The 18,985-nt window shown below is 69.0% G+C and carries 18 protein-coding genes and 2 pseudogenes; 11 read left to right on the top strand and 9 right to left on the bottom strand.

The features are described 5' to 3' along the window. The first annotated feature begins 55 nt into the window (after positions 1-55). A complete protein-coding gene (locus AC0685_RS12535; RefSeq protein WP_478225611.1) occupies positions 56-1,561 on the top strand; it encodes an alpha/beta hydrolase in 1,506 nt (501 codons plus the stop codon). Here AC0685_RS12535 and pucL read toward each other — a convergent pair. The 4 genes from pucL to AC0685_RS12515 are packed head-to-tail and all read right to left on the bottom strand — an operon-like array spanning position 1,558 to position 3,782. Further along, the gene (gene pucL, locus AC0685_RS12530; RefSeq protein ID WP_478225610.1) at positions 1,558-2,436 is read right to left on the bottom strand and encodes a factor-independent urate hydroxylase; all 879 of its coding nucleotides are present in this window, start codon (positions 2,434-2,436) and stop codon (positions 1,558-1,560) included. The genes AC0685_RS12535 and pucL overlap by 4 nt on opposite strands. Before the next feature lie 5 nt (positions 2,437-2,441). Beyond that, entirely contained in the window at positions 2,442-2,759 is a 318-nt protein-coding gene (gene uraH, locus AC0685_RS12525; protein WP_478225609.1) for a hydroxyisourate hydrolase, read from the bottom strand. Continuing rightward, positions 2,756-3,247 carry a 2-oxo-4-hydroxy-4-carboxy-5-ureidoimidazoline decarboxylase gene (gene uraD, locus AC0685_RS12520; RefSeq protein WP_478225608.1) on the bottom strand — a complete coding sequence of 164 codons (492 nt, stop codon included), beginning with the start codon at positions 3,245-3,247 and terminating at the stop codon, positions 2,756-2,758. The genes uraH and uraD overlap by 4 nt, the downstream gene beginning before the upstream one ends. A gap of 58 nt (positions 3,248-3,305) precedes the next feature. Then, positions 3,306-3,782, bottom strand: a complete 477-nt coding sequence (locus AC0685_RS12515) for a helix-turn-helix domain-containing protein (RefSeq protein ID WP_378413866.1) — start codon at positions 3,780-3,782, stop codon at positions 3,306-3,308. A 105-nt stretch (positions 3,783-3,887) separates the two neighbouring features. Here AC0685_RS12515 and allB point away from each other — a divergent pair, with 105 nt between their 5' ends. Beyond that, complete coding sequence (gene allB / locus AC0685_RS12510; protein WP_478225607.1) at positions 3,888-5,216, top strand: allantoinase AllB; 1,329 nt, start codon at positions 3,888-3,890, stop codon at positions 5,214-5,216. 1 nt (position 5,217) lies between these two features. Next, positions 5,218-6,234 (top strand): allantoicase, encoded by a 1,017-nt coding sequence (gene alc, locus AC0685_RS12505; RefSeq protein ID WP_478225606.1) that lies wholly within the window; start codon positions 5,218-5,220, stop codon positions 6,232-6,234. Here the strand turns inward: alc and AC0685_RS12500 are convergent. The 5 genes and pseudogenes from AC0685_RS12500 to AC0685_RS12480 all read right to left on the bottom strand — a co-directional run bounded on the left by AC0685_RS12500 (position 6,225) and on the right by AC0685_RS12480 (position 9,038). After that, positions 6,225-6,401, bottom strand: coding sequence for a hypothetical protein (locus tag AC0685_RS12500; protein ID WP_340687324.1), 177 nt, complete (start codon positions 6,399-6,401; stop codon positions 6,225-6,227). The two genes, alc and AC0685_RS12500, sit on opposite strands and share 10 nt — an antisense overlap. A gap of 34 nt (positions 6,402-6,435) precedes the next feature. Then, positions 6,436-6,859: pseudogene (locus AC0685_RS12495) on the bottom strand (CoA-binding protein). After that, positions 6,856-7,498: pseudogene (locus tag AC0685_RS12490) on the bottom strand (PLP-dependent transferase); the annotation flags it as partial. The pseudogenes AC0685_RS12495 and AC0685_RS12490, both read right to left, overlap by 4 nt. Positions 7,499-7,563: 65 nt before the next feature. Further along, positions 7,564-8,178 carry a (2Fe-2S)-binding protein gene (locus tag AC0685_RS12485; protein ID WP_478225605.1) on the bottom strand — a complete coding sequence of 205 codons (615 nt, stop codon included), beginning with the start codon at positions 8,176-8,178 and terminating at the stop codon, positions 7,564-7,566. Beyond that, positions 8,178-9,038: a putative RNA methyltransferase gene (locus AC0685_RS12480; RefSeq protein ID WP_478225604.1), complete on the bottom strand. Its 861-nt coding sequence runs from the start codon at positions 9,036-9,038 to the stop codon at positions 8,178-8,180. The genes AC0685_RS12485 and AC0685_RS12480 overlap by 1 nt, the downstream gene beginning before the upstream one ends. Positions 9,039-9,213: 175 nt before the next feature. On the opposite strand from AC0685_RS12480, the gene AC0685_RS12475 reads away from it, so the two are divergent. From AC0685_RS12475 to ffh, 8 genes are all read left to right on the top strand, one after another. Further along, positions 9,214-10,608, top strand: coding sequence for an ammonium transporter (locus AC0685_RS12475; RefSeq protein WP_478225603.1), 1,395 nt, complete (start codon positions 9,214-9,216; stop codon positions 10,606-10,608). Further along, on the top strand, positions 10,605-10,943 hold the full coding sequence (locus AC0685_RS12470) for a P-II family nitrogen regulator (protein ID WP_020630602.1): 339 nt from the start codon (positions 10,605-10,607) through the stop codon (positions 10,941-10,943). The genes AC0685_RS12475 and AC0685_RS12470 overlap by 4 nt, the downstream gene beginning before the upstream one ends. 9 nt (positions 10,944-10,952) lie before the next feature. Continuing rightward, positions 10,953-13,268 carry a [protein-PII] uridylyltransferase gene (locus tag AC0685_RS12465; RefSeq protein WP_478225602.1) on the top strand — a complete coding sequence of 772 codons (2,316 nt, stop codon included), beginning with the start codon at positions 10,953-10,955 and terminating at the stop codon, positions 13,266-13,268. Positions 13,269-13,314: 46 nt separating this feature from the next. Continuing rightward, positions 13,315-14,157 carry an EamA family transporter gene (locus AC0685_RS12460; protein WP_478225601.1) on the top strand — a complete coding sequence of 281 codons (843 nt, stop codon included), beginning with the start codon at positions 13,315-13,317 and terminating at the stop codon, positions 14,155-14,157. A gap of 91 nt (positions 14,158-14,248) precedes the next feature. Continuing rightward, positions 14,249-14,641, top strand: a complete 393-nt coding sequence (locus AC0685_RS12455) for a hypothetical protein (RefSeq protein ID WP_478225600.1) — start codon at positions 14,249-14,251, stop codon at positions 14,639-14,641. A 49-nt stretch (positions 14,642-14,690) separates the two neighbouring features. Then, positions 14,691-15,530: a non-homologous end joining protein Ku gene (gene ku, locus AC0685_RS12450; protein ID WP_478225599.1), complete on the top strand. Its 840-nt coding sequence runs from the start codon at positions 14,691-14,693 to the stop codon at positions 15,528-15,530. Positions 15,531-15,789: 259 nt separating this feature from the next. Continuing rightward, positions 15,790-17,370: a pentapeptide repeat-containing protein gene (locus AC0685_RS12445; RefSeq protein WP_478225598.1), complete on the top strand. Its 1,581-nt coding sequence runs from the start codon at positions 15,790-15,792 to the stop codon at positions 17,368-17,370. Positions 17,371-17,448: 78 nt separating this feature from the next. Then, a complete protein-coding gene (gene ffh / locus AC0685_RS12440) occupies positions 17,449-18,984 on the top strand; it encodes a signal recognition particle protein (RefSeq protein WP_007032900.1) in 1,536 nt (511 codons plus the stop codon). Position 18,985: the final 1 nt, after the last annotated feature.

Genomic DNA, 18,985 nt, shown 5'->3' with positions numbered 1-18,985 from the left:
TGCCCGGCCCTAGCGTCGTGAGCCGTTGGGAATCCAAGGAAGAAGGGGGAAATACATGAAGCGGCTCTTGGCAGCCGGGATGCTCCCGGTGATCGTGGGCGGGCTCCTCGCCGGAGCCACACCGGCTTCGGCGGGCGTCCCGGCCCACTACGCCGAGCAGAAGCTGGCGTGGCATCCCTGCGCCGAATCCGACCTGATCTCGTTGCCGCCGGGCACCGACATCAGCGGGCTCGAATGCGCGACGTTCCGTACTCCCCGTGACTGGGATCGGGCGGGGGAGCGGCAGGATCTGACCATCGCGATCAGCAGGCTGAAGTCCACCGGGCCGTCGAGGGCGTCGCTGCTCACCAACCCGGGCGGGCCGGGCGGTGCCGGCCGCTGGCAGCCGACGATGTTCCGCGGGCAGGAGAAACTGCGCGAGCACCAGGACATCATCGGTATCGACGTGCGCGGGACCGGCAAGAGCACCAACGTCACCTGCCGGGGAGCGGTCGACGGCATCCGGAAGCTGGATCCGCGCGACCGGGATCCGCGCAATCTGGACCAGATCCTGGCGAACGCCGAGTACGCGGCCAAGTCCTGCCAGAGCGCCGGCGGCGAACTCGGGCCGCTGATCACCACCTACCAGACGATCAGGGACTTCGACCTGCTCCGGGCCCTCCTCGGCCGGGAGAAGATCAACTGGGTGGGGTACTCGGGCGGCACCTGGCTGGGAGCGCACTACGCCCAGCAGTTCCCGCAGCGGACCGGGCGGTTCGTGCTGGACTCCTCGACGGAGTTCACCACCGACTGGCAGAAGACGTTCGACCGGCAGCCGGTCGGTTTCGAACGGCGCTGGAGGCAGGACTTTTTGCCGTGGATGGCGCGGTACGACGCCAAGTACCACTTCGGCACCAGCGGTGAGGAGGTCCGGCAGACCTACGAGCGGGCCCGCTACGCCTTGTCCCGCAACCCGATGGACGGGACCGGGCCGATGGAACTCGACACCGCGATCATCTACATGCTCTACAAGAAGGCGACCTTCCCGGCGCTGGCCGATCTGCTGGTCAAGGTCCGGGACGCGATGGAGAACCAGCAGGCCAAGCCCGAGGCCAAGGCCGCCGTCGAGGCCGCGGGTGACCACTCCGACGCGGCGGACGCCACCTTCTGGAACACCGTCTGCGGCGAAGGGCGCTTCACCGGCACCCGCGAGTCGCTGATCCGCGCTTCACAGCGGAACCTCGACCGCGGTCTGCTCCTGGCGGGCGGCGGCACGTTGAACGCCTCGGTCTGCCTGTTCTGGGACAAGGAACCGCGCCCGCTGCCGAAGCTGGACGGCAAAGGGGTCCCGCCGGTGCTGATCGTCCACTCCGAGCACGACCCGGCTACGACGATCGAGGGCGCCCGGAAGGCGCACGCGGGGTTCGCCAACTCGCGCATGCTGACCGTGACCGGTGAGGGCGACCACGGGCTCTACGCGGACGGGAACCCCGCCGTGGACAAGATCGTGAACGCCTTCCTGGTCGACGGGGTCGTCCCCGCCGACCAGAGCGTCCCCGGTATGCCGCTGCCGGTGCCTTAGAAGGCGGCGAGGGTGTGCCAGGCGAGACCGGCGTCTTCGGCGTCGTCGCGGAGGACCACACCCTCGATCAGGCCGTACGGACGGTCGGCGGCGTAGAAGACCTCGTTGTCGTTCTTCAGTCCGAACGGTGACAGATCCACCAGGAAGTGGTGCTTGTTCGGCAGTGAGAGCCGGACTTCGGCGACCTCTTCGCGTTCGTTGAGCACAGCCTCTCCCATGGCGTACAGCGTCTGCTGCAGGGAGAGGCTGTGCTTGTCCGCGAAGGTCTCCAGCAGGATCCGCCGGATCTCGGCGTGGCTCGTGGCCCAGTCGATCCCGTCGCCCTGGTAGCGCCAGCGCGCGGTCACGGCGGTCGCGAGGATCCGGTCGTTCGTCTCGGCCAGTGTCGTGTACTTGTCGCGAGGGAAGCCGTGGAACTCCGAGCCGGTCGACTTGAGCACCACGAGATCGTCCAAACCGGACACCACCCAGGCCTGGTCGCCCTGCACGGTCACGGCGGTCGTCCGCTTCTCGCTGCCCGCCTGCGAGAACGCGTGGTCGTGGCCCGAGATGCGGTTCCAGCCGTGTTCGTCGATCAGGATCCGGGCGCCGGTGATGTGCTCGGACGAGCCGACGAAATGGCGCCCGAGCCGCAGCGCGAAGTCCTCGATCTCGCCGACCGGGGCTTCCTTGGCGAAGGCGTAGACGGTGTTCTTCTGGGTGTCGGTCGCGACGACGTCGGCGTTGTCACCGGTGAGGTGCGTCGCCGCGAGGTCGCCACGAAGCGACGTCGAAACGGTGAGGTCCTTGAGGTGATGGACGGTGCCTTCGCGCTGGACGGTGACGAGCCGGACTTCGGCCTTGCCGTACTGGTTGGGGCCCAGAGTGATGGCCACGGCGATCAGCTCCCTCGATAGGTGGAATAGGCGAACGGGCTCAGCAGCAACGGCACGTGGTGGTGCTCGGTCCCGTCGGCGATGCGGAAGGTCAAGGTGACTTCGGGGAAGAAGGAGTCGGTGCCGAGGTAGGTGCCGGTGTCGAAGACCAGCCGGTAGACCCCGGGTTCCAAGGTGTCCGGGCCGAGGTCGCGGATCCGGCCGTCGGTGTCGGTCCGCCCGTCGGCGACGGGTTCGCCCGCGCCGGTTTCGAGCCGGACCCCGACGCCGGCCGCCGGCCGTCCCGCGGCGGTGTCGAGGATGTGCGTGGTCACGAGGCTCATGCCGTCACCGCCTTCTCCAGCCGCAACGCGGCGATCCTGGCCAGCTCTTGACCGGCCACTTCGAGTTCCTTCTCGGGGTCGTTCGAGAGCCTTGAACGCAGGTTTTCCAGCAGTTCGGCGCCGCTCCGGCCGCTCGCGCAGACCAGGAAGACGTGCCCGAACGTCGCTTCGTACTCGGCGTTGGCCGCGGCGAACTCACGTGCCGCGTCACCGTCCACACCGGACTGTTCCGAGCGGGACCAGCCCGCTTCGGTGCTTTTCCCTTCCGCTTTCTCCCCGATCCGGGGATGGGCGGCCATGGCGCGCCGGATCTCTTCGGGACGCAACGGGGTGAGCGCCTCGGACGCGGCGAGCAGCGCGGCGAGATCGGCGTACGGGCGCCTGGCCAGCAGGGTCTCCACCCAGCGCGGGACGTCGAGACAGGCGGTCAGCGCCGGCCGGATGTCCTGCGCGGGGGCCTCGTTGAACTCTCGGATGGTGAGCGGCACGGGAACTGACGGTACGGCGACGATTCCGCCGTCGTCAACATTTTGTTGAAACAGCTCTTCAGTCTTGGTCGCGGTTGAGGTAGTTGTAGACCGTGAACCTCGTGACCCCCAGCGCCTCGGCGACGGTCGACACCGACTTGCGGAGGCCGAACGCGCCGCGTTCCTTGAGCAGCCGTACCGCGCGCTGCTTGGCGGCGCGGTCGAGGGTGTCGAGTTTGCCGCCGAGTTCGCGTTCGACGTCGCCGATGAGGCGGGCGAGGGCACTGTGCAGTTCGACGGCGGGTTCGCCCGCGTCGTCGCCGACCTGGCGGAGCTGGAGGGTCACGCGGGTGGCGCCGCCGTCCAGTGCCGCCCTGGCGATGGCGGGAAGCGCGTCGAGGAGAGTGTCGGCGTCGCCGCGGACGAGGGTGCCGAGCGGGCCGAAGTCGGCGGACAGGCCCGCGCCCTCCGCGGTGTCGCGGGCTTTGACGGCGTGTTCGGGTGGCGGACCTTCGCCGTGGAACGGTTCGCTGGTGAACTCGGCTTCTAACTGCACGAAGCGAAGGTAGCGCCGTCCGGGCTCGTTGACGAGCAGGGCGGCCGGAGTTAATGTCGGAGTGCGAAACCTCGATTCCACTCAGTGGAAGTTGGAGGCTTGTGGATGGACTTGGTGATCAAAGCCGCCCGGGCCGTGACGGCCGCCGGAGAGGTACCCGCGACCATCGGTGTCGACGGCGGCCGCATCGTCGCGGTGGAGCCCGCCGGAGCCGATCTGGGCGGCGATCGGCTGCTCGAACTCGGTGAGGACGTCGTCCTGCTGCCGGGCCTGGTGGACACGCACGTGCACGTCAACGACCCCGGTCGCACGGAGTGGGAGGGTTTCGCTTCGGCGACCCGCGCGGCCGCGGCAGGCGGGGTCACCACGATCGTGGACATGCCGCTGAACAGCCTCCCGCCGACGGTCGACGTCGCGTCGCTGGAGGTGAAACGCGAGACCGCCGAGGGACGGGTGCACGTCGACGTCGGCTTCTGGGGCGGGGCGATTCCCGGCAACCTCGCGGACCTGCGCGGCCTTCACGAGGCCGGAGTGTTCGGTTTCAAGTCGTTCCTGCTGCATTCCGGTGTCGACGAGTTCCCGCCGCTGGACGCGCGCGGGCTCGAAGAGGCGATGACCGAACTGCGGACCTTCGACGGCATGATCATCGTGCACGCGGAGGACTCCGACGCGATCGACCACGCGCCCGACCCGCACGGCGAGAAGTACGAAGACTTCCTGCACTCGCGGCCGCGCGGCGCGGAGAACGTGGCGATCGCGCAGGTCATCGAGCTGGCCAGGAAGACCGGCGTCCGCGCGCACATCCTGCATCTGTCCTCTTCGGACGCGTTGCCGATGGTCGAGAGCGCGCGGCGCGACGGCGTTCGGCTGACCGCCGAGACCTGCCCGCACTACCTGAGCTTCACCGCCGAGGAGATCGGCGACGGCGCCACGCAGTTCAAATGCTGCCCGCCGATCCGCGAGGCCGGGAACCGCGAGCTGCTGTGGAAAGGCCTCGCGGACGGGGTCATCGACTGTGTGGTGACCGATCATTCGCCGTGCACCCCCGAGCTGAAACGTTTCGACAGCGGCGATTTCGGGCTCGCGTGGGGTGGGATCGCCGGCCTGCAACTCGGCCTGCCCGCTGTCTGGACCCAGGCACGACAGCGCGGGTTCGCCCTCACCGACGTCGTCCGCTGGATGGCCGAACATCCGGCCGCGCAGGCGGGGATGCGGCGCAAGGGGCATCTCGCGCCGGGTTACGACGCCGACTTCAGCGTGTTCGCGCCCGACGAGGCCTTCGTCGTCGACGTCGCGAAATTGAAGCACCGCAACCCGGTCAGCGCCTACCACGGACGGCCGCTGGCCGGTGTCGTCCGGAGCACGTGGTTGCGGGGCGAGGAGATCACCGGTGAAGACCCGGCAGGCGTTCTGCTGACCCGGGGTGACTGCTGAGATGGAGGATGCCGTGAACGACCGTCCTGAGTGGACAGCCCTGCCCGATCTGGCCTCGCGCAAGTTCGGCGGGACCGTGATGTGGGCGACGGACGAGTTGTTCGCCGAGAAGGAGAACCTGGTCAACCCCTGGGTCCCCGCGCATCAGACGGAGACCTTCGGCCCCAAGGGCCAGGTCTACGACGGCTGGGAGACCCGGCGGCACCGCGAGCCCGGTGACGACCAGGCCGTCGTCCGGCTCGGCCTGGCCGGCGCGATCACCGGTGTCATCGTCGACACCGCGTTCTTCAAGGGGAACTACCCGCCGTTCGTCTCGGTCGAGGCGTGTGCCGCCGACGGCTATCCCAACGCCGCCGAACTGGCCGAAGCGGACTGGGACGTGCTGGTGAAACGCGGCGCGGCGGCGGGGCACACGGAGAACTCCTTCGAGGTCGGCGGGAGCAAGCGCTACACGCACGTCCGGCTGACCATGCACCCGGACGGCGGCGTGGCCCGGCTGCGGGTGCACGGCACGCCGATCCCCGATCCGCGGCTGCTCGACCTCGGCGCGCTCGATCTCGCCGCGCTGGAGAACGGCGCGGTGGTCACCGGCTGCAGCAACATGTTCTATTCCTCGCCCAACAACCTCTTCTCGCCAGGGCTCGCCGCGCATCAGGCCGAGGGCTGGGAGACCGCGCGGCGCCGGGACGGCGGGAACGACTGGGTCACGGTGCGCCTCGCCGGCGCGGGCGTCGTCCGGTTCGCCGAACTGGACAACAGCAACCTCAAGGGCAACGCGCCGGGCTGGGCGTCGCTGAGCGGCCGGGACGGCGACGGCGAATGGGTCGAACTGCTGCCGAAGACCCGCTTGCAGCCCGATACACGGCACCGCTTCGCCCTCGCCGAGGGGCCCGAGGTGACCGAGGTCCGTCTCGACATCTATCCCGACGGCGGGATGGCGCGCCTACGGCTCTTCGGGGCGCTTTCGGAGCGCGGCCGCGCGGATCTCGCTTCGCGTTTCGAGGCCGCTCAGGGCTGAGCGCCGGGCCGGTTCAGATACGCGGAGAACAACGAGAGGACGGTGCCGATCGAGAAGATCGCGGTGAGCCACCAAGCGCCGCCGATGGACAGGTTCCACACCAGGGCACCCACCATCAGCACCGCCATGACGATGTTCCTGATCTGCAGCGGCGTCGGTTTGGCCATGCCGCCACCCTCTCACGGGCGGCGGTCGCGCTGGTCAGGGGGCGGACTGGCGACGGGAGCTGATCACACCGGTGTCGAATCCGGCGAGGTGGAGCCCGCCCGCGAACCGGGCGTGCTCGATCTTGACGCAGCGGTTCATCACCACGTCCAGGCCGGCCTCCTTCGCGCGGTCGGCGACGGGCTCGTGCCACAGGCCCAATTGCAGCCAGAGCGTGCGCGCTCCTGCCTTGACGACCTCCTCGGCGACGCCGGGGAGGTCGTCGTGCTTGCGGAAGACGCTGACCAGGTCGACCTCGCCGGGCACATCGGCCAGTGACGGGTACACCGGGCGCCCGAGGAGCTCGTCCAGCCTCGGGTTCACGAAGTTGACTTCGTACTTGCTGGTAGCTCGGCCGCGCCGGGTTGTTCGAGGCGCCGACGATGCGGCGGCGTTCGACCGCGCCGACGTCGTAGGTCATCCCGCCACCGCCTTGCCGAGTGCCTGATCGAGATCCCACAGGATGTCGTCGACGTCCTCCAGCCCGACCGACAGGCGGATCAGATCCGCTCCCACCCCCGCCACGCGCAACTGGTCTTCGGAGAGCTGCTGGTGGGTGGTGGACGCCGGATGGATGACCAGGGTCCGCGCGTCCCCGACGTTCGCCAGATGCGACAGCAGCTCGACGGAGTTCACGAAGGTTTCCCCGGCCGCGCGCCCGCCGTCGACGCCGAAGGACAACACGGCGCCCGGCCCGGCGGGCAAGTACTTCTTCGCGCGGTCGGGCGTCCATCCGTTGCGGCAGGGTCTCGACCCCCTGCAGCAGGAGGAAGGCCGAATGCGGGGAGAGGACCGCGCCGATGTCGCGCAACTGCTCGGCGCGGAGCCGCGTGCAGAAGGCGTACTCGCCGAAGTTCTCCCAGTACCTCAGGCCGCCGTAGCTCTCGACGACCTCGGTCATCCGCGGGAACTTCCCGTTGCCCCAGTCGAACTTCCCGGACTCGACGACCACGCCGCCCAACGTGGTCCCGTGCCCGACACCAACACCAAGCCAAAACCAGCCACTACCAGCGACGACACCCAGATCACGAACTACAGCTGGAGTATTGGAACCCGAATCGCCACTCACGACCAACCCGACCGATCGCCAGGCCCGCTCGCCTTGTCGCGCAAGGAAACCGCGCACTAGCCGAGCGCGGCGCGCAGCCGCCGGTCCCGTTCCTCCGGGGTCTGCCGGGGGCAACTGGTGCACTTCGGGTTGCCCGCTTCGTAGATCAGGCAACAGGAAGCACGGCGCACCACGGTGTTCCGCCCGATCCGGGAGAATCGCGGCTCCGGCATCCCGAGCCCGATCGCGGCCACGAGCGGTGCCGCCAGCTCGATCGCTCGCGCGGTGGCGCCGGTCCACAGCAGGCGGTTGCCGATCGAATCCGTCGCGATCGCGCCCAGCGCGCGCGGATTCGCCCCCGTGACGGCCGAAATGGTGCCGATCGCCGTGCTCAGCGTCCCGGCGAACGCGGCGCCGAGTTCGGCCAGCCCACCGTCGAGGAGCCGTGCCGACCGGGCGCCGGTGAAACGGCCGTCCGGGACGAGGTCGATCGTGACGGCGTCGAGTGACGGGTCCAGCGGCTCACCACGTACGAGCGACTCGACAGAGGGCGCGACGAGGACGGAGGACAGCGAGTACCACCAGATCGTGCCGAGCACTTCGGGTCGCGAGCAGCCGTAGAGTTTCGCGGCCCCGCCGATGCGGGCGCTGACCCAGGTTGCGTCGGCGAGCAGCGTCGCGGATACGTCCATCAGGGCACCGGCCGGTACAGCGTGACGCTGAACGAGGTGGTGACGTCCACCGGCGCGGTGATCGCGTCGAGGCGTTCACGGCGGCCGTCGCGGTGCAGGTGGTGTGCGCTCGGCCCCATCTCGACCACCTGGCGGATCCGGGCGGGCCCCAGCGTCACTCGCTGGGTGACCTCGTGCCGGTCCACCCGGGTGAAGCGTTCGCCGAGGGTGTCCTCCAGCCGCGCGTCCTTGCCGCCGTCGACGGAGATCACCAGGTCGCCCAGTTCCCGGAGGTGTCCCGGGTTCGGTGTCGCGACGACCAGCAGCCCGTCCGCGGTCAAGACGCGGTGGAACTGCGGGGCGTTGCGGGGCGCGAAGACGTTGAGGATGAGTGACGCGCTCGAGTCGGCCACCGGCCAGGGTTCCCACAGATTCCACACGGCCGCGCCCGCGCGCGCGTGTGCGCGAGCGGCCCGGCGCAGGGCGACGGCGGAGACGTCGAGCGCCAGTCCGTACGCGGCGGGGACGGCGTCGAGCACGTGCGCGAGGTAGTACCCCGTGCCCGCGCCGGCGTCGATGACCATCCCGTCCTCGACGTGGTCCGCGGCCACCTTCGCGAGGGCGTCGGCGAGAGGCAGATAAGCACCGGAAGAAAGGAGGTCGACGCGGGCCGCGACCATCGGCGCGGTGTCCGCCGTGCCCGCCGGGATGCGCGCGTGCAGAAGATTGACGTAGCCCTGCTTCGCTACGTCGAACGAGTGGCCTCTCCCGCAACGCACCGTGCGATCGGTTACCCCGACCGGGTCACCGCAGACCGAACACCGCAGCGACCGGACGATCTCCGGTGGCAGTGGGTCATGGCCGGATACACGTGCGTTCATGGACCTATTCGACCATGAGGTTTCGCAACCGGACAGAACGCACCAGGTCTCCGGAAACCTGGCCGTAACAACGCCGCACCGACAGTTCACGCGGGTGAAACCTGAATCGCCGCCCGAGGAAACACCGCGGTCCAAAGATTCCTGCGCAGTACACCCCAGGCACGGGAGGAAGATTGTGCTGAACGCAGGAGACACCGCATGGGTGTTGATCAGCGCCGCGCTGGTCATGCTCATGACACCGGGATTGGCGTTCTTCTACGGCGGCATGGTCCGCGCGAAGAGCGTCCTGAACATGTTGATGATGAACTTCATCGCGCTCGCCGTAGTCGGTGTCCTCTGGACGCTGTACGGCTTCACGATGGCGTTCGGCAACGATATCGGCGGAGGATTGCTCGGTAACTTCGACTTCGCCGGTCTCTCGAACATCTCCGGCAAACTCGCCGGGTTCGCGACCGCCGCCACCGACACCGCGCCCGAGGTCGCCTGGCCCGGTGCGGACGCGCTGCCGTTGTTCGCCTTCGTGATGTTCCAGCTGATGTTCGCGATCATCACGCCCGCGCTGATCTCCGGTGCCATCGCCGACCGCGCCAAGTTCTGGGGCTGGACGCTGTTCGTCGCGGTGTGGGTGACCGTCGTGTACTTCCCGGTCGCGCACTGGGTGTTCTCGTTCAACGGCTTCATCAGCGCCGATTCGGTCGGCGGCTGGATCGCCAACCAGCTCAAGGCGCTCGACTTCGCGGGCGGTACCGCGGTCCACATCAACGCCGGTGCGGCGGGACTGGCGCTCGCGATCGTGCTCGGCAAGCGCAAGGGCTGGCCGAAGGGCACCGGACGTCCGCACAACGTCCCGTTCGTGCTGCTGGGTGCCGCGCTCCTGTGGTTCGGCTGGTACGGCTTCAACGCCGGTTCGTCGCTGGCCGCCAACGACCTCGCCGCCGTCGCGTTCACCAACACCACCGTCGCGACCGCCGCCGCCATCCTCGGCTGGCTGATCATCGAGCAGATCAAGGTCGGCAAGCCGACCACCCTCGGCGCCGCCTCCGGTGCCGTCGCGGGTCTCGTCGCGATCACCCCGGCGGCCGGTTTCGTCAGCCCGCTGGGTGCCATCGCCATCGGCCTCATCGCCGGTGCCCTGTGCGCGCTGGCGATCAGCCTCAAGTTCCGCTTCGGATTCGACGACTCCCTCGACGTCGTCGGTGTCCACCTCGTGGGTGGTCTCGTCGGCACGCTGCTCATCGGTTTCTTCGGCACCACCAGCGTCAACTCGCTCGGCGTCGACGGCCTGTTCTACGGCGGCGGCCTCGGCCAGCTGGGCAAGCAGGCGCTCGCGGCGGCCGTCGTCCTCGGCTACTCGTTCGTGCTCACCTTCGTCATCGGCTGGGTGATCAAGAAGCTCGGCGGGTTCCGCGTCAGCGCGGAGGACGAGGTCAGTGGTATCGATGAAGCCCAGCACGCGGAGAGCGCGTACGACTTCACCGGATCGGGCGGCGGCCTCGGCCAGCCGAGCTCCATCCCGGTCAAGTCGTCCACCGGAAACGCGGCCACGAAACTCGAGGAGAGCAAGGCATGAAGCTGATCACCGCGATCGTGAAGCCGTTCACGCTCGACGACGTCCGCTCCGCGCTGGAGCAGCTGGGCGTGCTCGGCATGACGGTCAGCGAGGTGCAGGGCTACGGCAGGCAGAAGGGCCACACCGAGGTCTACCGGGGTGCCGAGTACTCCGTGGACTTCGTGGCGAAGCTGCGGGTCGAGGTCGTCACCGACGATTCCAACGTCGAGAAGGTGCTCGACGCGATCACCACGGCCGCCCACACCGGCAAGATCGGTGACGGCAAGATCTGGGTGACGCCGGTGGAGACGGTCATCCGGGTACGCACCGGCGAGCGCGGCTCGGACGCCCTATAGGCGTCACGGATGGCCGACGGGGGTGAACTGGTCAAGGCCACCGAGCGGTTGCTCGAGGGCAGGCACGGGAGGCTGGGGGCGACCGCGTTGCGGGCGGCCCTGGTCGACCTCTACGAATTCTGGTTGGGCAAGGGCGCTGCGGCGGCCGGCGTCGACACCGCTGAACCCGGTGTCGCGCTGGCCGCCGTCGGCGGCCTGGGGCGCAGCGAGCTGGTGCCCTTCTCCGATCTCGATCTTTTGTTGCTGCACAACGGGAACTCGCGGGTCGGCGAGATCGCCGACGCGATCTGGTACCCGTTGTGGGACGCCAAGATCGGTCTCGATCACTCGGTGCGCACTCCGGGTGAGGCGCTGAAGGTGGCGTCCGAGGACCTGCGGACCGCGGTGGGGCTGCTCGACATCCGCCACATCTCCGGGGACGCCGAGATCACCGCCAGGCTGGCGGCCGCGGCACGGGACCAGTGGCGGCGGACCGCGAGGAAACGGATGGGCGAGCTGGCTGACGCGGTGCGTCAGCGCTGGGCCCGCAGTGGCGAGATCGCGCAGTCCGCCGAGCCGGATCTCAAGCACGGCAGGGGTGGGCTTCGCGACTTCGCCGTCTTGGAAGCGCTGGCGGCGGCACAGCTGACGGCGAGACCCGGCGAGGAACTACTGGCCGCGAAGAGCCTGCTGCTCGACGTCCGGACGGAACTGCGCCGGGAACTGCGCCGTGAGCGGGACATCCTCAGCGCGCCGGAGGCCGAGACGGTCGCGGGCGAGCTCGGGTTCGGCGACCGGTTCACCTTGGCGCGCAAGCTTTCCGGTGTCGGCAGGACGATCGCGTACGCGGTGGACGTCGCGCTCCGGTCCACTGTGGAACCGCCAAGGGCGCGGTTCGGGCGGCGGCCGGTGCGGACGCCGCTCGACGAGGGTGTCGTCCTGCACGGGAACGAAGTCGCGCTGGCGCGGGACGCGGTGCCCGCCAAGGATCCGGCCCTGCTGCTGCGGGTCGCCGCGGCGTCGGCCCGGATCCGGAAGCCCATCGCGCACGGGACCCTGCGGGCCCTCGCCGAAACCGCGCCGGAACTGCGCGCACCGTGGCCCGCCGACGCCCTCAAAGCGCTGGTGGAATTGCTCGGCGCGGGCGAGGGACTCGTCGACGCCGTGGAGGCGCTGGACCGCACCGGCCTGTGGGCGCGCCTGTTCCCCGAATGGGGGGCGGTGCGGGATCTCCCGCCGAGATCGCCGGTGCACTCCTGGACCGTCGACAGGCATCTCGTGCGTGCCGCGGTCGAGGCGTCGAAACTGACGACCACCGTTTCGCGGCCGGATCTGCTGCTGATCGGCGCGCTGCTGCACGACATCGGCAAGGGCCGCGACGCGGACCACTCCGAACTCGGCGCGAAGATCAGCGCCCAGGTCGCGGCCCGGCTCGGGCTGACGGACGCCGATTCGGCGCTGGTCGCGGCGATGGTCCGGCATCACCTGCTGCTGCCGCACACCGCGACGCGGCGGGACATCAGCGATCCCGCGACGATCCAGCGGGTGACGAAGACGCTCGACGAGAACCTCGTCCTGCTGGAACTGCTGCACGCCCTGACGACGGCCGATTCGCTGGCCACCGGGCCTGGCGTGTGGACCGACTGGAAGGCACGCCTGCTCGCCGAACTCGTCTCCGGTTGCGAAGAAGCCTTGCACGGAAAGGGTTTCGTGCCGCCGGAGCCGATGGGTGCCGAACAGCGGGAGCTCGTCGCCGAAGCCGTCGCGTCCGGCCGTGGCGAGGTGCGCATCACCGCCGCCGGCAAGGTCGTGACCGTGGTGCTGGCGGTCCCGGCCCGCGCGGAACTGCTGGCTCCCGCGGCCGGGGTGCTCGCGCTGAACTCGCTCGAAGTCCACGCGGCGGTGCTGCGCGGGCACGACGGGGGACGGGCCGGCGTGTTCACGGCGTCGCCGAAGTTCGGCTCGCTGCCCGACGTCACCCTGCTGCGTGAGCAGTTCGCGCGGGCGGTGGCCGGGACGCTGCCGCTCACCCAGCGGCTCGCGGCCAAGGAACGGGACTACGGCGGAGGGGAGACGCCGGCGGCAGAAGCGAAGGTGATCTGGTTCGACGACGAGACCAGCGGGCACGACACGGTCGTGGTCGAACTACGGGCCGCGAACCGGATCGGGCTGCTGTACCGGGTCGCGGGCGCGCTGCGCCGGTGCGAGGCCGAGGTGCGCTGGGCGAAGGTGGCCACGCTCGGTGGCGCCGTCGTCGACTCGTTCGCCGTCGCGCCGCGGGCGGGCCGCGTCGACCAGGAGTGGCGGTCGAAGATCGAAGCCGCGCTGCTGGCCGCCGCTTCCTGACCCCCGCTGATCGTTTGAACCCACGGCCGCCGGGTAGGCCAGTGGCATGCCGGACCCCACCTTGCTCGCCTTGGGGTCCGCGTTGTCCTACGGGGTGGTCGACTTCGCGGGCGGCCTGCTCGCGCGGAAGGCGGCCCCCGTCGCCGTCGCGTTCGCGGGGCAGGCGGCGGGTTTCGTCTTCATGCTCGGCGCGGCTTCCCTGCTGACGCCGGAAGCTCCGTCCCTCCCGGACCTCGGCTGGGGTGCGGCGTCCGGGGTGGGCACGGGCATCGGCATGGTCTTCCTGTTCCGGGCGATGGCCAGTGGCGCGTTGAGCATCGTGGTACCGCTCAGCGCGGTGGGGAGCGTGACACTGCCGGTGATCGCCGGTGTGGCGTTACTCGGCGAACGCCCCTCGGCGCCGGCCTGGTCCGGAACCGGACTGGCGATCTGCGCGCTGTGGGCGGTGTCGCGTTCCGGCCACGGCGAGGAGCCGGGGACGACGCCCGCCGCTCGCGTCGCGCTCATCGCGAGCGTGGGTTTCGCCGTCCAATACCTCGCCCTCGCGCAGGCGGCGCCGCAAGCCGGTCTCTGGCCGTTGGTGGCGAGCAGGCTCGCCGCGACGCTGACGGTCGTGCCCATGGCACTGCCCTCGGGGAGCGGCCTGTGCCTTCCTCCACGCCTGGCGGCACTTTCCGCGCTGAACGGGTGTTTCGCCGCGTTGTCGCTGATGCTCTACCTGTTCGCCACCCGGGAGGGACTGACCACGATCGCCGTCGTCCTCGCGTCGTTCTACCCGGTCGTTCCGGTGGTGCTCGGCGTCGTGGCGTTGCGTGAGCGGCCGTCACGGATCCAGGCGGCCGGTCTCGCCGGAGCGGCGGCCGCGGTGGTTCTGCTCGGCGTCGGCTGACCTCGATCGGGGTGTCGTGCGAATCGCGGAGGGTAGCGGTGGCAGGATGTGCGCGGTCGAGACCCGAAGGAGCCGGAGGGGCGGTGAGCACGTGCTCGACCACGAGCAGGACTCGCCCGGACCGCAGCGGATCACGCTTCCGCCGACGGTCGTGGCCTCCCATCTCCGTGCGTGCGCGGACGACCTCGCCGTCTCCCTCACCGCGTCCGGTACCGCCGCGACCGTGCCCGAACTGCTCAAAGTGGTCCGGCACCTCGTCGCGGGGCAGCAGGCCCTCGCCATCGCGCTCGAAGGCATGGCCGGCCGGGTCGAAGGGGGAGGGGAAGGCGCGTTGGCCACCGCCCCGATGATCGACGTCGAGGTCGTCGCCGAAGTGCTCCGTGCGGCGGCCACCGCTGTCGACTGTTCGGCCGAGGCACTCGCCGAATCCCGACCGTCCTTCGAATGTGTGAGCGAATCGGTCGCCCCTGACACCCGTTTGTAGCTGTCCCGCTCCTTCGGCGCGTGGATACGCTGACCAGCGGAGGTGGGCCATGCGTGCGGTGTGGAAAGGCACGATCGGATTCGGGACCTACGCCATCCAGGTGAAGGCGTACAGCGCGACCGAGGAGCACAACGTCCCCCTCCACCAGGTGCACGAGCCAGACGGTGGCCGGGTGCGGGTGAAGTGGGTCTGCGAGGTCGACGGCGCCGAGGTGCCCGCGGCCGAGATCGCCAAGGGATACCCCGTCCCCAACGGTGACGTCGTCCTGCTGACCGCCGGGGATTTCGCGTCGCTGCTCCCGCCGACCACCCAGTCGATGGATGTCGTCGCCTTCACCCCCGCCGAGCAGGTCGACCCGATGTACTTCGCGCGCAGCTATTACCTCGAACCGGAACCGGCCGGCACCAAGCCGTACGTGTTGTTGAGCGAGGCGCTGCAGCAGTCCGGGCGGATCGCGATCGTGAAGGTGACCCTGCGGCAGCGCGAAACACTGGGCGCGCTGCGCGTGCGGGACCAGGTGATCCTGCTCGAGACGATGCTGTGGCCCGACGAGATCCGGCGGCCCGACTTCCCGTTCCTGCACGAGGACGTCGACCTGCGGCGCGGTGAACTGCGGAACGCGGTCTCGCTGATCGAGGACCTCACGCGGGATTTCGATCCTGGCCGGTACACCGATCACTACCGCGAAGCGCTCGAAGCGCTCATCCAGGCCAAGCTGGACGGCGACGACGTCCTCCAGCCGACCGCCGCCGAACAGGCCGAAGGCGTGACGCGGCTGCTGGCGGCATTGCAGCAGGGCCCGGTCGAGAAAGCCAAGGAAGCGGCGGGCAAGGCACGCCAGGCGCGGACGCGGGCGAAGCGGGCTTCGTCGTCGGCCAAGACCAGTTGAGTAGATCTACTCAGGGGGAGTTGGGGGTCTTCACGCTGCCGTGACCCCAGGGTGACCGGGCAAGGTTATGCCATCGCGCGGAGAGAGCGCGGGCAGCGAATCGCCTGGTACTGGGGGTCCGGCGATACCGAGTCCCGCGAAGCTCGCCAAGTGTGCTTACGGTCGGCTCGCGGGGAGGCGAGCCTTCCGTAGGGGCTCCGGTACCGGTCTGCGAGGGGCGATCGGTCCCGGAGCCCTGTTTTGCGCTAGAAAGGCGAGTGTGGTGAATCCCTGGGGCGATTGTCAGATCGATGAGTGTGCTGCTGTCCGCTTCGGCGACTTCGATCGTTGCCTTGCTCATCTGGAACCAGGCGATCTGGATACAGCTCTGGCTGGACTCAAGCCTGGCGACGACGTCGATCTGCGCGCGACCGTGCTGTCGAAGGAACTGGTCGGTCGCTTGCTGCGCGCCGTGCGAAACGCAGATGCACGACCGAGCTTCGGCCGTGCCGATTTCACTCTCGCTCGCTTTCCCGATAAGCGCACGCATTTCAAGGACGCCGTCTTCGATTCGGTCACCTTCAATGACGTGATCTTCAGTGACCACGTCAGCTTCGAGGGAACCGACTTCGGACAGTTTTGTTCCTTCGTGGGAGCACGTTTCTCCGCGAACACGAGCTTTGCGCAGGCCCGGTTCGGCGAACTTCTCGTTCGCCATGCGAAGTTCGGCCCGGTTCAATTTCGAGATGTGGTTTTCGACGGCCCAGCTCTCTTCGCCGAGGAAACAGAATTCGCCGGCCCGGCCAATTTTGCGGGCGCCACTTTCGCCGGGCCGGTCGAGTTTCGGCGGACGAAGTTCGCCGGTGGCGCCTGGTTCGCCGAGGCGAGATTCCATATTGATCCGGGTTTCGACACCGTGCGTTTCGAGGGAGATTCCAGCTTTGCGGGGGCGGAGTTCGAGCGAACGGAACGAATCGGACCTCTGCTGGCTCGCGACTTGAGCTTCTCGCACGCCGTTTTCCAGAGGCGGGTGATTGTCGAAGTGGTGGCCACCACGTTGAACTGTGCCGAGGCCACTTTTCACGAAGGGAGCACCCTGGCGCTGCGCGGTGGCGAGATCGATCTCGAGCGGGCGGTGTTCGGCAAGCCTTCAACAGTCAGTGCCGCCGACCGGCCGTTCTTTGAGGATGAGCCGTCTGCGGCGATGCTCAAGCCGAGCCTGTTGTCGATCCGCGGCGTCGATGTCGCGGATCTCGTGCTCACCGACATCGACCTCGCGAGCTGTCTTTTCGCCGGCGCGCACCATCTGGACAAGCTCCGTATCGAAGGCGACTGCGAGTTCGGCACCTTTCGGCGGCGGCAGGCCCTCGCCGAGGAACGCGCCTGGTGGCGGAAGAGTCCCGAGGCCATCGGCCCGCGCCGCATCGCCGACCTCTACCGCCAGCTCCGCAAGGCACAGGAAGACGGCAAGAACGAACCCGGTGCCGCCGACTTCTACTACGGCGAGATGGAGATGCGCCGCCACAGCCGGGCGACCCCGTGGTCCGAGCGCGTCATCCTCCATCTCTACTGGCTCGTCTCCGGCTACGGCCTTCGCGCCCTCAGGGCCCTCGCCACCCTGGCCGTTCTCATAGCCGTCGTAAGCACGAGCATGTGGATAGGCGGTTTCAAGACCACGCCCGCTTTGGGCGACACCTTGATCTACGTCGCCCAAAGCACCGTTTCGCTGGAAACGAAACTGGCGTCGCTGCCGAAGGACCTGACGCCGCTCGGAGAGGTCTTGCGGCTGGTCACGCGCGTCCTCGGGCCGCTGCTGCTCGGCCTGGCCCTGCTGGCCGTGCGCAACCGCGTCAAACGCTGACCTCCGACACCGACTACCCTGGGAAGCCGCCGGTTGGTACCGGCGAGCCACAACGACCCAGCTGGAGCGTGCACACCCGTGTTCGACACCCTCTCCGATCGGCTCACGTCCGCCCTGCAGACGCTGTCTCGCAAGGGCAGGCTCTCCGACGCCGACATCGACGCCACCGCGCGCGAGATCCGTATCGCGCTGCTCGAGGCGGATGTCGCGCTGTCTGTGGTCAAGGACTTCATCGCCCGGATCAAGGAGCGCGCCAAGGGCGCCGAGGTGCACGGCGCGCTGAACCCGGCGCAGCAGGTCATCAAGATCGTCAACGAGGAACTCGTCACCATCCTCGGCGGCGAGACCAGGCGGCTCACGTTCGCGAAGAACCCGCCGACGGTCATCATGCTCGCGGGTCTGCAGGGTGCCGGTAAGACGACGCTCGCTGGCAAGCTCGCGATGTGGCTGAAGAAGCAGGGTCACGCGCCGATGCTGGTCGCGTGTGACCTCCAGCGTCCCAACGCGGTCACGCAGCTGCAGGTCGTCGGCGAGCGGGCCGGGGTCGCGGTCTTCGCGCCCGAGCCCGGGAACGGCGTCGGCGACCCGGTCGACGTCGCCCGCCGCGCCATCGACGAGGCCAAGCGCGCCCAGCACGACATCGTCCTGGTCGACACCGCCGGCCGTCTCGGCGTCGACGAAGAGCTGATGAAGCAGGCCGCGGACATCCGCGACGCCGTTTCGCCGGACGAGACGCTGTTCGTCGTCGACGCGATGATCGGTCAGGACGCGGTCACCACGGCCGAGGCGTTCCGCGACGGCGTCGGCTTCACCGGTGTCGTGCTCACCAAGCTCGACGGTGACGCCCGCGGTGGTGCCGCGCTGTCCGTCCGCCAGGTCACCGGCCAGCCGATCCTGTTCGCCTCCAACGGTGAGAAGCTCGAGGACTTCGACCTCTTCCACCCGGACCGGATGGCCAGCCGCATCCTCGGCATGGGCGACGTGCTCAGCCTCATCGAACAGGCCGAGCAGCACTTCGACCAGGAGAAGGCCGAGCAGACGGCGGCCAAACTCGGCAGCGGCCAGCTCACCCTCGAAGACTTCCTCGAGCAGATGCTCGCGGTCCGCAAGATGGGCCCGATCGGCAACCTGCTCGGCATGCTGCCCGGCGCCGGGCAGATGAAGGACCAGCTCGCGCAGGTCGACGACAAGCAGCTCGACAAGCTGCAGGCGATCATCCGCGGCATGACCCCCGCCGAGCGGGCCGACCCGAAGATCATCAACGCCTCGCGCCGCGTCCGGATCTCGAAGGGCTCCGGTGTCGCCGTCCGCGACGTCAACGACCTGGTCAACCGGTTCTTCGAAGCGCGCAAGATGATGGCGCAGATGGCGGGCCGGTTCGGCTTCGGCGGCGGAGGCGGCGGCAGCAAGAACCGCAAGGGCAAGAAGGGGAAGAAGGGCAAGGGGCGCGGCCCGACGCAGCCCAAGGTCCGTGGCGGCTTCCCCGGCGGCATGCCGATGCTCCCCCCGGGCGGCGGTATGCCCGGTGGAATGCCCGACCTCTCGCAGCTCGGCGGCATGAACGACGTACCAGGGTTCGACCCGAAGAAGTTCAAGCTGCCGAAGGACAAGTAGC

The organism is Amycolatopsis sp. NPDC043889 (genome assembly GCF_056435645.1).
The sequence above is the reverse complement of the archived record's forward strand: the minus strand, read 5'-3'. Positions and strand labels throughout refer to the sequence as shown.